The 13,253-nt window shown below is 36.5% G+C and carries 10 protein-coding genes; 2 read left to right on the top strand and 8 right to left on the bottom strand.

Translation table 11 applies throughout. The features are described 5' to 3' along the window. Window positions 1-34: 34 nt before the first annotated feature. The 6 genes from VB797_RS10690 to purS form a co-directional block, all read right to left on the bottom strand. Entirely contained in the window at window positions 35-721 is a 687-nt protein-coding gene (locus VB797_RS10690; RefSeq protein WP_323237657.1) for a Uma2 family endonuclease, read from the bottom strand. Between the two features lie 83 nt (window positions 722-804). Beyond that, window positions 805-1,359, bottom strand: a complete 555-nt coding sequence (locus VB797_RS10685; RefSeq protein WP_323237656.1) for a hypothetical protein — start codon at window positions 1,357-1,359, stop codon at window positions 805-807. Window positions 1,360-1,389: 30 nt separating this feature from the next. Next, window positions 1,390-3,456, bottom strand: a complete 2,067-nt coding sequence (locus VB797_RS10680; protein WP_323237655.1) for a hypothetical protein — start codon at window positions 3,454-3,456, stop codon at window positions 1,390-1,392. Window positions 3,457-3,508: 52 nt separating this feature from the next. Next, the gene (locus VB797_RS10675) at window positions 3,509-7,582 is read right to left on the bottom strand and encodes a DUF4011 domain-containing protein (RefSeq protein WP_323237654.1); all 4,074 of its coding nucleotides are present in this window, start codon (window positions 7,580-7,582) and stop codon (window positions 3,509-3,511) included. A 196-nt stretch (window positions 7,583-7,778) separates the two neighbouring features. Continuing rightward, window positions 7,779-8,447 carry a phosphoribosylformylglycinamidine synthase subunit PurQ gene (gene purQ / locus VB797_RS10670; protein WP_323237653.1) on the bottom strand — a complete coding sequence of 223 codons (669 nt, stop codon included), beginning with the start codon at window positions 8,445-8,447 and terminating at the stop codon, window positions 7,779-7,781. Window positions 8,448-8,499: 52 nt separating this feature from the next. Next, window positions 8,500-8,778, bottom strand: coding sequence for a phosphoribosylformylglycinamidine synthase subunit PurS (gene purS / locus VB797_RS10665; RefSeq protein WP_323237651.1), 279 nt, complete (start codon window positions 8,776-8,778; stop codon window positions 8,500-8,502). A 145-nt stretch (window positions 8,779-8,923) separates the two neighbouring features. Here purS and VB797_RS10660 point away from each other — a divergent pair, with 145 nt between their 5' ends. Then, complete coding sequence (locus VB797_RS10660; protein ID WP_323237649.1) at window positions 8,924-9,316, top strand: Fur family transcriptional regulator; 393 nt, start codon at window positions 8,924-8,926, stop codon at window positions 9,314-9,316. Between the two features lie 141 nt (window positions 9,317-9,457). Here VB797_RS10660 and VB797_RS10655 read toward each other — a convergent pair whose 3' ends face one another. Next, window positions 9,458-10,420, bottom strand: coding sequence for an SPFH domain-containing protein (locus tag VB797_RS10655; protein ID WP_323237648.1), 963 nt, complete (start codon window positions 10,418-10,420; stop codon window positions 9,458-9,460). Between the two features lie 59 nt (window positions 10,421-10,479). Beyond that, on the bottom strand, window positions 10,480-10,908 hold the full coding sequence (locus tag VB797_RS10650; RefSeq protein WP_323237647.1) for an NfeD family protein: 429 nt from the start codon (window positions 10,906-10,908) through the stop codon (window positions 10,480-10,482). A 348-nt stretch (window positions 10,909-11,256) separates the two neighbouring features. Here VB797_RS10650 and VB797_RS10645 point away from each other — a divergent pair, with 348 nt between their 5' ends. Beyond that, a complete protein-coding gene (locus tag VB797_RS10645; RefSeq protein WP_323237646.1) occupies window positions 11,257-13,176 on the top strand; it encodes a protein phosphatase 2C domain-containing protein in 1,920 nt (639 codons plus the stop codon). Window positions 13,177-13,253: the final 77 nt, after the last annotated feature.

Raw genomic sequence — 13,253 nt, 5'->3', positions numbered from 1 at the left:
GCACAGGAGTTCCCAGCCGGAGACTGGGAACTAGTTAAACTTCCGGCTCAATTCCTGCTGCTCTGAGTTGTGCTGCTAAACGTTCTGCTTTTTCCGAACCCCATAATAAAAGACTGTCATTTTCATCCCACCACCGCAACCAATAACCCGTGCGGTTTTCTCTGTTTCCTTCCCACACTCCTAAAAATAGCTCCATTTGAGCAATCCAAAAACGGTTATTAGCATCGGGTTTTTGCAGATGATACCGCTTTGAATCATCCAATTGATAAACTTCGATTTCACCGCTATCTGGTTCAAAAATAATATAGTTGGGAACTTCTAAAATTTGCTCGTAAAAGAACCATTTTCCAGGGGGATAAGTAGGTTTAATCGAATACTCGCTACCTTCAGTATCGGAAAGAAATTCCATGACAATAACTGGAATATCACCATGAAGTTGCGGAGTGTAACTGCGTTTGACTTCCTGTCGCGACACCGTAATATTAGTTACATAAGCCCAATCTGGGGCTTTTACTACCATCTTTTGATTTACAGTAGCGCAGATACCGTAATTAGTGGTAGTTAGAGAATTATCTGGTAATTTTCCGGCAATTTCTAAACTTTCGGTTAATGCAGCAGCGAGTAAAGGTTGATTTATATCGTTTAAAAGTTCGTTGTCTAAAACAAAGTCTTCGGGGAGTTTTTCCCAGGTGATTTGGTATTCGGGAGCGGTGGAAAGCATGGGAGAAGGAAGGAGATGTTTAGTTTTAGTGTAGCGGTTGGGGTGTTAAAGCCAAAATTGGCGATCGCCATCTAAAGATTTGCTTATTTACCTTTTGCCAAATCGGCATATATAAAAATTTCTATTCCTAAAATTATCAGAAGCAGCATTTCTACAATACACAGGAAAATAATAGCCCAGTGATGTTGTTGCACTAAAACCCAGAAAGCAACTAAACCAAATATTCCTGAAAATACAAAAGTTATCTCATCAATAATCAATTGCTCTATCTTACGTCTTCTTCGACGTTTGTCACTTCTGTGTACAATTTCCCAGCCAAAAATTGATTCAATTTCATTATAGCTAGTTTCTTGCTTAATTTTTTCTACTAATGTTAAACGAATATATCTACCAATAGCCGAAATTTTCTCGTCATTAACAAGATACGTCCAACCAAGGATAAGACAAACAAAAGGTATTACTAAGAGAGCATAGTAATTAATTTTGTTAGAAAGAGCGAAAGAGATAACACCACCAAAAACTCCTAACGTCACATAAATCATGTTGTCGCGAAAACCAATTCGCTGTGCTTGCTCTTCCTTTAACTTCTCGTATTCAAGGAGATAAATATCAAGGATTCGATTTTGTTTTTCAGTCATGATGCTCCCCTACACGACTTTGGACAGTTGCTATATAGATTTATTTAGTTCTTCTACTAAATCTTCACGTCCTATTGCAGTTAATGCATCTTCTAATTCGTGAAGCTTAGTTCTTTGTTCTAACCATTCCCATACACGTCGTGCTTCCTTCCCTTTATCAAAAGTTTCACGCTCGTGTAATTTAATATCAAAGTAGTCTGCCAAATTTTCCCAGTCTCGAATAAGCCTGTTGCAAATAGTTATTTTTATTTTTCCTGAATAATTTGTTGTGACTGTACTAGTTGTTTTAATAGGATTTTCATTTACTAAATTCTGCGGTTTTAAATTGCTTTGAGGTAATGCTTCTTGATTACTAACATGATTACTCTGAGGATGTAATTCTAACCTACTTTCAAAAGGCGCTGATTTCAATAGCTCTATCACAAACGATGCTGCTGTTTCGGCTGCGTATTCTTGCCAATCATCATTTTTGGAACCATCAGCCCAGTCACACATTCCTTTGACAAGAAAAATTCCAGGCATAAAATCACTTTCATAAGCAGCAAGTGCAGCCCCTGCTCCTTCCATTTCAACACCAATCAGTTGTGACCAATCACTTTGTAACTCATCTCTTAAATTTTGGTCAGCAATAACGGTGTTACCAGATGCAATAACACCAAAATGTACGGCAGGATTAACTCTTTGTGTTGTACCATCAGGTCGTTGAGCTTTTATGCACAAAGCCCAGTTTTGAAAAGGTAAGTTCTTTGCTGCTTCTAGCAAAACTCTTGCAGGACGATATACCTGATATCTTGGTTGATTTTGTGAATTACCTTGTTCTACTTGAACTTGCTTCTTCAATTGACAATCAACAATCTGTTCGCCTACTATAACATCACCTAAATATCTACTATCCTCTTTGGGAACTCCTCCTGCAATTCCAGCCAAAATAACATGAGATGGATTAAGTTCGGTTATTGCTTTTTGAACTGCGATCGCAGCTTGGTTATTACCCATTGAAGGTAAACACAAAATAACAGCTTGATAAACAGTTTCTGATTTATTTGTTTTAATAGAAGCTTTATGAAAAGTTCGACCAGAATATTCTACTATTTGAGATGATTCGAGATACTTTAGAATAGCATCTCGCTCCTTTGGCAAAGCGGTGAGAATAACAACATCAGTTTGATTATTATTAAATTCATTTTGTGAAGAATAACCTGTTGAAATCACCGGAGAGATAACTCTTAATTCTGTTAAATCAGAATTAGAATCTATTCCTAATTCTTTAATTTTGCGTTGAGGTGAACTAGCGTTAATATTTTTAGTCGAAACCAGTTGGTCAGTTTCCTCTCTAAGATTAGATATAGAAGGAATAGATTGTGCCTCGGTTAGATAACGCTTGAGATACTCTACAAAATCTTCAACTGAAGAACCTATCGAATGATATCTTGTTGTGGCTTTATTAATTGGAGTAATAATATTTGAGTACAGATTACTAACATAATCTCGTCTATATTGGTATTTTTCAAGCTCACATGAATAATAAGCTTTCCAATGCGATAATGTCCTAAATTTGTTTGGATTCGTAATAGGTACACCAATTATTCCTAGCTGTCTTATTTGAAATGCGATATCTTGCCAAATTTTTATATAAATTTCTTCATAATCTTCAAGTTTAGATTTTTTAGTGGCAACATCAGTCATAATGCTTTTGATACCCTCAAGGTTTTTCAAAAATTTTTCAATTTGAGAAATATCAAAATCATCTAAATCATTTTTTTCCTTGGATTTATCAAAATTATTATATAAGTAATTTTCTAGTTGATTAATTATATCAGGATAAAGTTCATAAACGTGTTTTTTACGTGCTTGTGTATTTAGGTCATTATCAGAGTAAAAATTATACCACTTCCTAAGATTGTCAAATTCATTGATATGTATAATATCTAAATTTTCTTCATTCAAAAACTCAATCGTTATATCAATATCTTGATAATGTTCCTGATAGGATTCTTCTTCATCCCGAATATTTGACTGACAAGTGGCAACATCAATCATAATTGATTGTATTTTTTCAATCTTGACCAGAAGTTCTTCTATTTTTTCAGGTTTCATGAACTGTCTTAAAATCTATTGCTAACAATATTGTGGATAACTAAATAGAGAACTATATTTCTTGCTGAACTTCTAACTGTTTTAGCCGTTCGATAAGCAACTTTATTTGTGCATCTCGATTGTGATACCACTCCTTTGACCAAATTCGATGAATCTGCCAATTCATTTTCTCTAGAACCATTCTTCTCAAGCGGTCGCGATCGCGTGCTGTTGGATATTTATTATAAGTCAATCCATCACACTCAATGCCTAATAAAAACTCGTTGCTTTGCTGTTTGTTTTTGACAGCTAAATCAATAGGATAACTGGAAGCACCTAAAGATGTTTCGACTTCGTATCCTTCTTTTTGAAGAGCGTATGAAATATCTTCTATTAAAAGTGAATTAGGATTAGAAATTATAGAATTTGTTTCTTGAGTTCTTTCTCTTTCAACCTGCTGAATATACTCGAAATACTCTTTAAAACAAATTACACCCTCACTGTAAACTCCAGACAGCATATCTGGAGTTATTGATGCCACTAATATAAGTTTGTGCTTTGCACGAGTTATTGCTACATTTAATCGTCTTTCTCCTCCTGGGTAATTAATAGGACCAAATTTTCTTTCAAATTTCCCTTCTTGATCTCTTCCGTATCCAAAGCTAAGAATAATTACGTCTGCTTCATCACCTTGTACGTTTTCTAAGTTTTTGACAAAAAATTTCTCTGAGTCATCCTGACAAAACTCTGCTAGTTCATCGTTATTTTGACCTAGTTCTTCAATTTTTTTCTGGATAGCATTTGCTTGTTTTTTGCTAAATGCAATAATACCAAGACTAAGATTCATATTCTGCTGAACATGGCATAAAGCAAGTTGTACTACTTCCTCAGTTTCCCGTATATTATGACCCTTTCCACCACGCTCGTATACCCCATCCGGAACATGATGAAAGAAAACTCCTCGATTTTTATCTTTTACTGGACTTGGAAAAGTAACAAGCTTTGATTCGTAAAACTTCTTATTAGAAAAATCTATTAAACTTTCATCTTGGCTACGATAGTGCCATTTCAAAGTAAATTCCTTCATAAATTTTCCGCACTCAGCTAAAAAACTCTCATAAGGTGCTTCATCTTGGTTTTCATCATCATCATCATCAGAACCAATACCAGAAAAAAATGAAGATGGAGGCATCTGTTGCGTATCACCAACAACTATTACTTGTTTTGCCCGCATGATAGATGAAACAGCATCTTCTGTACGAATTTGAGATGCTTCGTCAAATATCACAACATCAAAAGGAACTAACTCTGGAGGAATATACTCGCTTACCATTAAAGGACTCATCAACCAGCATGGTTTGAGCGCTAAAACCAAATCACAAGCTTTTTGAATAAACTGTCTTATTTCATCTTGCTTTCTCTGTTTTTGAGTTTCTTGCTCAAAGTATGAAATTGTTGGTTTTGCATCTTTTGTTTGAAACCAATTGTCACGCTGTTCTGCATACAATTTTTGCAGTCTTACTTTTGCAAATTCATATCGCTTCTCATCTTTATGAGAAAATTTTCTGATAGTATCTTCATGAATTTTAAAGTTAAAACATCTTAATTCAGCACTGTTATCGTAAATATATTGTAACCAGTAATAATAAAAACTTTTTTCAAAAATAGTAGACCAAACATTAGGAGAAGCGTCACCTTCCTTAATTTTATCTAAGAAAGATTCTAATCCCATACCCTTAAGTTGCTTAATATTTTCCTGATAATCTAACCATTCTCTAAATAAATCTAACTCGTTGGCAGCTTTTTCGAGAAAGTGTTCTATTTCATTAATAGGAATATTATTAAAGTAGCTATTAGAGCCATTAATCATCTTTTCTGGATAATCAAAATAATCCCGTAATATCTCAAATTCATTATTAATCTCTTTTAAGTTTTTTTGCCAATTTAGTTTGTCTAAAGCATTGATCAACTCCCGTCTACTATTTTCTGAATAAATTAATTCCGATATACTTTTTTTGCTTAGCTTATATTTTAGTAATTCATCGAACCATACAAGGGCTAATTTTATACTAAAAAAGTCTGGTTTATCTCTTATAAAGAAATTTTCAAAAGCTAGCCGAGGTCGGTAGTTATCATCTATTAACTTACTCTTAATCTTATGAATTTTTACAGCTTTTTCTAAATCATTTATGAGGTTTTTATCAGAACAATATCTTTTTGACTTTCGATAATTTAATATTTTACGTTTATCCTCCCAGTATTTAGGATTAAACCAACGAAAAAGACCCCATCCTCTGCATATTGATAGTACTGTCCGTAAATTTTGACTAAAAAAGGAACTTCTATATTTACTCGCTAAATTATTAGAATATTCTTGCTCCAAATTGTAGTCATTTTCTAATTCAGATAATAACTCCCATAAAAGTTTTATATTAGTGTTTGATATCCAAAACTTTGGTACTTTAGGAATATCGATAAATCCAGTTATTTGCACAAAAACATTTTCAAACTCACCTTGTTTTTGATGACGACGTTTTCCTAAAGGAAAATTAGCTATGTGATGCCCAGCCTTAACAATAAATTCCAATTCTTCTAATGTTTGAGGCTTTCTTTGATCCATTAATATAGCTAATTCATCACCAATTTCTTTAACTAATTTAATATGTTGAGATAATTTATCAATACCTTCATATATTTCTTCACGTTTTTGAGAGTTGAGAGTTGTTAGATTACTTTGTTGCCATACAGTCTTTTGCTGACATTTTATAAAAGGATAAAATTGAATAAGCTTATCTATTAAATTTTTAGCTCGGGCTAACTGAATATAAGACCATTCATTGATATTACGAAAAGTAAATCTAATTTCATAACTACATTCCCTTTGAAGTTTTAGAAGCTCACCGTAAAGCTCAAACATCGATTTTTCTATTGGCTGCCATTTTTGATGTAGCATTTTAGAATGCCGATTTAATATTTGCCTGCTACTAGTTAATTCATAAAATATATAATTTAAGTCCAATTCTTCATAAATCTGTTCGTAATCTTTTCTATAATTTTTCAGATATTTTGCGAAATTTTTCTTTTTACCTATATCTTGATTAGAAAAATTGATAATAGCTTCTTCTAAACCAGATTTATTCAGCCTATCAAAAACGACTTGTAACGCGACTGGTTTTTCTGCAACAACAAGAACTTTCTTGTTTTGACCAATTAATTCTGCAATTAAATTGACTATAGTCTGACTTTTACCTGTACCTGGAGGACCTTGTACTATAAAGCTCATTCCTGATATTGCAGCTTCAATAACTTGTTGTTGACTGGAATCAGCTTCAAGAACTTGTAATACTGAGCTAGGAAGTATACACTCATCTAAATTTTCTGCTGGAATTATCTCAGGAGTGCTTGATTCATATAGTTTTCTATTATTTGCTAATCCTAATAAAATGGGATTATTTATCTTAGTAACTGCTTCTTGTTGAAGATATTCTAAGTCTTTTATAATTGAAACTTTTTTTCTCTCGAATAAGCCAAGATATGTAGTATCTTCAATTTTCCAATTGTTATTATTTATGCGTTTACTAATATCTTTATCTTCACGAACTTTATCTAAAAGCTTTTGATAATCTAAATCATTATCTGTATTAATTTCTTCATTCAATATAATTCCATAGTCATTTTTTAACTTCAATGCCAAAGCAGGGTTTATGAAAATAGATTCATCTGTAGATAAAAGGCTATATTCTTTTTTCCTTGGAGGCTTATCTAATTCAACTGGTATAAGTATAATAGGAGATATTATTTCCTCTCGTGGTTTCTCCTTAGAATTCCATTTGAGAGTGCCAAGTGCAATAAATAGAACGTTTACACCCTTTTGTTCAAAGATGTCTCTAGCATCCTTATAGAGGGCTGTTAAATTTTTGTTTATTATTAGATTATCTGTCTCATCAGTTGCTAAATTATTTAGAGAAATTGATTGTTCGTGAATTACTAATGTCTCAAATATCTCAGCTGCTGGTATTGGAATTTCTGTAGTAGATTTCTTATCCTTTTGAAAATACAATAGCCGATTAAGCTTTCCAAGTTCAGCAAGATCCTTTTTCCATTGTGTTATCTTTTGCAGAAGTTTTGGATCTATTGCTTTATTCATCTACACCCTCTTTTGAAAGACTTGACAAAGTAAGCTTTGATGATTCAGCTAATATAATTTAATTAAATATTACCTTAGTCAAACATCAATGTATACCTTAGTCAAATTTAGCATAAGTATATTTATGTATGTTTTAATATTTGTTTGAAAAAGTGATTTTTTTACAGAAGACGTTGCGCTGCAACGCCTCCCAAACCTAAACCCCCACCAAAACCTCCAACAATCCCTGAAACAACTTCAACCCATCAGTATTACCCAACATCGCATCGGAAGCCCTCTCAGGATGCGGCATCATACCCAACACATTACCTTCACGATTGCAAATACCTGCAATATCTCTTAATGAACCATTGAGATTTTCACCGTAGCGAAATACAACTTGGTTATTATCTTCCAATTTCGCCAAAGTTTTATCATCAGCATAAAATCGCCCTTCCCCATGAGCCACGGGTAAAATTATCTGTTCGCCATTTTGATAACCTTGCGTCCAAGGTAGATCGTTGCGCTCAACCACAAGCGGTACTCTGTCGCAGATAAAATGTAAATCTTGATTTTTAATTAACGCACCCGGTAGCAGCCCCGACTCAGTTAATACCTGAAAACCATTGCAGATACCCAAGACAAACTTACCCTTTTGTGCGTGTGTGATAACAGAAGACATCACCGGAGAAAACCGAGCGATCGCACCGCAACGGAGATAATCCCCATAGCTAAAACCACCAGGTAGAATTATTACATCAATATCGGAAATATCAGTATCTTGATGCCAAACCATACGAGTTGGTTGAGACAAAATATCTCGCGTCACATAAGCAACATCGCGATCGCAATTAGAACCAGGGAAAACAACAACACCAAATTTCATAAGGTCAAAGAAAGGTCAAAGGTCAAAGGTCAGAGGTAGAAATCCAAAATTCCTAAATTGCTCCAGTAACCGATTCCACCTCAGTTAAATCGAAGCGGTAATTTTCAATGGTGGGATTAGCGAGCATTTGGTCGCATATTTTATTTAGATCTTGACGGGCTGAATCTTCGTCTTCTGAAGTAATAGTTAATTCTATATATTTCCCAATTCGCACTTGTTCAACGTTGTTGTATTCCATCTGTTTTAGTCCGGACTGTACTGCTACACCTGCTGGGTCTAAAACTGAAGGACGAAGAGTTACAAAAATTTTGACTTGATATTTAATTGACACTTAATCTTACCCAATGCGGCTCTGAGTATACTATATCTTTCTGTGGTCACTCAAGGGAAATGATATTCTCAAATGATTAAAGTAAATTAAAGCTAGGCATCGCCATAGAAATTATTTCTTACTGTTATTTAAATAGTTATCTTTTATGAAACCCATACGTACCCGCAGCCAAGAGCGGATTCTAAACCTGCTCAAATCCAGTAAACAAAGCATTTCCGCCCAAAATATATATGTGGATTTGCGTCATAGCAATCAAAGCATGGGTTTAGCGACAGTTTATCGTTCTTTGGAAGCTCTCAAACTTGAAGGTTTAGTACAAGTAAGAACCTTAGCTAACGGTGAAGCACTCTACAGCTTAGTACAGCAAGACAAACATCATTTAACCTGCTTGCAATGCGGTAACTCAATTGCGATCGATCAGTGTCCGGTGCATCAACTAGAAACCGAATTGGAAACCAACCAAAATTTCAAAATCTTTTATCACACATTAGAATTCTTCGGCTTATGCGAAAAATGTCACGCTGAGCAAGCTTGTTAATTGAGAATTGGGCATGGGGCATGGGGCATTGGGAATAGTTAGGAGTTAGGAGTGAGGAGTTAATAACTACGTTTACACGTAAGGGTGCGACTCATTATCTTTCCCCCCATCTCCCCATCTCCCCATCCCCTTGTCCTCTTGTCACCCCATCACATCAACCTGCGCGTCGGAAACGATGGAACGTATACCTTCTAGGGTACCGGGAATTGTGCGTGGGTCCATAAACATGACTTTGGCGCTTCCGCTTTGTCCGATGGCTGCTCCCATGTCCAAATAACCCAAGGCTAATAACACTTCTAATGCTTGCTGGGCTTTGGGATTGTCTTTCATTTTTTGAGCGAGAATTTCTGATGCTTGAGCAACTGCATGGGCTTTGAGTACTTGCTGCTGACGGTCGGCTTCTGCTTTAAGAATGGTAGCTTTTTGCTGTGCTTCTGCCTGTAAAATTACGGCTTTTTGATCGGCTTCTGCTTCTAAAACTTGGGCTTCGGCTCGACCTCTGGAACTATTAACCGCTGCTTCTCGTTCGCCTTCTGATGTCAAAATTGCTGCCCGCTTGCGTCTTTCTGCGGTCATCTGCAATTCCATTGAGTCTTGTACTGCTTTGGAAGGAACAATATCGCGTAATTCAACCCGTGTTACTTTTACACCCCAAGGGTCTGTGGCAATATCTAGTTCGCGCAATAAAATTTCATTAACTTCGGTACGAGCGGTAAAAGTTTGGTCGAGTTCTAACTGTCCCATTTCCGAGCGAATTTGAGTTAATACCAAATTCACCATTGCTGCTCTTAAATCTTCTACTTTATAGTAAGCTTTTTCCATGTCAACAATCCGCCAGTAAACTACAGCATCAACTTCAATGGCTACGTTGTCGCGAGTGATGCACTTTTGGGGAGGAATGTCAATTACTTTCTCTCGAATAGTTTCGCGATAAACTACGCGATCAAAGAAAGGAATCATAAAGTTAAGTCCGGGTTCTAACTTTGCGTTGTAGCTTCCCAATCTTTCTACTAAGGCTTCGTTTCCTTGATTGATAATTTTGACGCTACCAGCTAAGGCAGAACCACCCAAAGCTAAGGATATCAGTAAAAATAGTTGTTCCATTGTTTTTCTCCTAATATTATTTTTCAAGCATGAAAATTAAACACCAAACCCAAAAACAATCAAGAATGCAAAATATTTTCGGGCATGACAATCAAGGTTGTACCTTCGCGCCTCACAACGTAAACTCTTTGATAAGCGGCAATAAAAGCTTCGTGATCGTCACATCGGGCTTGCCAAGAATTGCCTTCATACAAAACTCGTCCTGTTTTCCCAGCGGCTATTTCTGTAATAGTTTCCGCTGAAACTGCATCCCGAATTCTCGATCTACGTCGTCGTGGTGAAATATATTTACGGGTAAGCACTATTAATGATGTGGAAAGCAGCAACCAAGACAATACTTGCAGCCATAAGTTACCCAATACTAAAGACAATAACGCTACTATAAAGGCGCTGATGCCCATCATAAAAGCGACAAAAGCAGTGGGTATAAATAATTCCGACAAACACAAACAGGCTCCAGCTATCAGCCATATTAAAGTTGTAGACATAACGCCATCCTAAAATCTAAGTTTAGGATAGATAAATTTGTAGTCAGCAGTACGTGGAAGGCTCAAGTATAAAGGATGAAAGCAACATTTTATACTGATAGCCAGTTTGTTTGTTAGTCCAAAAAAGAAAATATATTTAACGCCTATCCGTACTAAATTTAAATACACCTGCATACTGACAATTTTCAGAAAGTCAAAATTGTTATTTTTGCGGTAAATTTTGATTACTTCTTATAACAGACTTTGGTTGACAGCATACTCATTCAGTCTAACAATAGGCTAAATTCTTTGACTGCTAAATGTAACTGAAATTTACGTGTTGATACTAATCGATGGAATTTATACCTGATGATTTCTACTCAAAGGATAGTTTATTGCACGAATCCCCACTGTACCGACCCCATTAATACTGTAGGTAATCGTCTTTGCGCTAATTGCTTGACACCTCTTGTTTACCGATATGTTTGGGCGGTAGGAACGAAAAATCACAATTGGCAGCCAGGAGACAAAATCGCTGCTCGCTACGAAGTTATTTCACCTCAAATTTGGTTAGATACTCAGCCAATATTAATACCAGATATATCAGAAAATTTACCAAACAAAGTAATTCCCTATTTGCGACTGCATACCTTGCGATCGCACGTACCTCATGTCTACGGATTTGCGCGGTCTCAACCAGGTGAAGATAATATCTTGTTGCTAGAAAATGCGCCCATCAACGATAAAGGCAGTCTTTATCCGGCAATTGCCGATGTGTGGGATACAACGGCAGTTAGACAAGTTTACTGGTTGTGGCAAATCCTCGAATTATGGCAGCCTTTATCTGAATTGGGGGTTGCGGGTAGTTTGCTGGTTCCAGAAAACCTGCGGGTACAAGGTTGGTGCGTCCGCTTGCTGGAACTGATCGAAAGTACAGATACACCAACTTTGCAGCAATTAGGAGAATCTTGGCAACCAATTGTAGCGATTTCCAACACAAAAATTAATAATTCGTTGAAAAAAATTGTTCAGCAGATGTGTAGCGGTGTAGTTGATTTTGAAAGTATTGCTGCTCAACTCAATCAGTTATTACTATCAGCAGCAGCGGAATTACCTTTGACTTTGAAAGTATCTGGAACTACAGATAAAGGGCAGCAATTACTGAGAAACGAAGACAATTGTTTTCCTAATAATAAGAATTCTCAAGAAGTATTATCTAAAGTATCTATTGTTTGCGATGGAATCGGCGGACATGAAGGTGGTGAAGTTGCTTCCAATTTAGCGGTACAGTCGGTAACGTTGCAAATTCGCGCTTTACTTGCGGAAGTTGCTCAGCAAACGGAAATTGTGTCTCCAGAATTGTTAAAACAGCAAATTGAAGCGAGTTTGCGAGTTGTAAATAACTTAATTTGTAATGCGAACGACCAGCAAAAACGCCAAAAAAGAGAACGGATGGCAACAACGCTGGTAATGTCAGTGCAGATACCGCAGAGCGTACAAACTACTGGTAATTGGCGATCGGAAAATGCCTGCGAACTTTATCTAGCAAGCGTTGGAGACAGTCGTGCTTACTGGATTACTCGCGATTATTGTCAATTACTTACAGTTGATGACGATGTAGCAACGCGGGAAGTATGTCACGGTCGTAGTTTGTATCGTCAAGCATTGCAGCGTCCCGATGGTACAGCACTTACTCAAGCTTTGGGTACTAAAGAAGGAGAATATCTTCATCCTCAAGTCCGACGGTTTATTTTAGAAGAAGATGGAATATTGCTGTTATGCTCCGACGGTTTGAGCGACAATAATTTAGTAGAACATTATTGGCGCGATTATGCCTTACCAGTATTGACCGGGGAAGTAACGACTCAAGAAGCTGCGGATTCTTGGATTAAGTTAGCCAATCAGAAAAACGGACACGATAACATTTCAGTAGTTATCACTCATTGTCGCGTCATACCAGATTACTTAGCTGTAGTAAGTCCCAAAGCATCCGATATCGAAGTTTTACAACCAGAACAAAGCGCACAACCAGAACCAGAATTAGCAGCAAGTTCTCAAGCATTACTAGACTTGCAACTTGATGACGAAGAACCCGTTCCAAATACCACTGCAACAGTAAAGAAGAAATCCCAACGTAATCCAATATTATTATTAGCAGGATTATTGCTGCTCGTAGTTGGGGGTACAGCATTGGGATTGCTCGCATGGTGGCTGATTCAACCCAAATCATTTAATAAAGCCTGTCAGCAACTTCCGTACTCGTTGGAGCGTGTTTGTCCACCTTATTGAAGGGGGGGAGATGGGGGGGATGGGGAGATGGGGGGATGGGGAGAGGGGGGGATGGGGGGACGGGGAGATGGGGAGAT

This window comes from Rivularia sp. UHCC 0363, from assembly GCF_034931125.1.
Classification (GTDB): domain Bacteria; phylum Cyanobacteriota; class Cyanobacteriia; order Cyanobacteriales; family Nostocaceae; genus Rivularia.
Note: the sequence above shows the minus strand (reverse complement) of the source record. Positions and strands in the feature narration are given on the sequence as shown.

Bases quoted from the DNA above. Each gene is read 5' to 3' on its own strand.
- VB797_RS10690 (WP_323237657.1), bottom strand. From the start codon at position 721: ATGCTTTCCACCGCTCCCGAATACCAAATCACCTGGGAAAAACTCCCC.
- VB797_RS10685 (WP_323237656.1), bottom strand. From the start codon at position 1,359: ATGACTGAAAAACAAAATCGAATCCTTGATATTTATCTCCTTGAATAC.
- VB797_RS10680 (WP_323237655.1), bottom strand. From the start codon at position 3,456: ATGAAACCTGAAAAAATAGAAGAACTTCTGGTCAAGATTGAAAAAATA.
- VB797_RS10675 (WP_323237654.1), bottom strand. From the start codon at position 7,582: ATGAATAAAGCAATAGATCCAAAACTTCTGCAAAAGATAACACAATGG.
- purQ (WP_323237653.1), bottom strand. From the start codon at position 8,447: ATGAAATTTGGTGTTGTTGTTTTCCCTGGTTCTAATTGCGATCGCGAT.
- VB797_RS10660 (WP_323237649.1), top strand. From the start codon at position 8,924: ATGAAACCCATACGTACCCGCAGCCAAGAGCGGATTCTAAACCTGCTC.
- VB797_RS10655 (WP_323237648.1), bottom strand. From the start codon at position 10,420: ATGGAACAACTATTTTTACTGATATCCTTAGCTTTGGGTGGTTCTGCC.
- VB797_RS10650 (WP_323237647.1), bottom strand. From the start codon at position 10,908: ATGTCTACAACTTTAATATGGCTGATAGCTGGAGCCTGTTTGTGTTTG.
- VB797_RS10645 (WP_323237646.1), top strand. From the start codon at position 11,257: ATGATTTCTACTCAAAGGATAGTTTATTGCACGAATCCCCACTGTACC.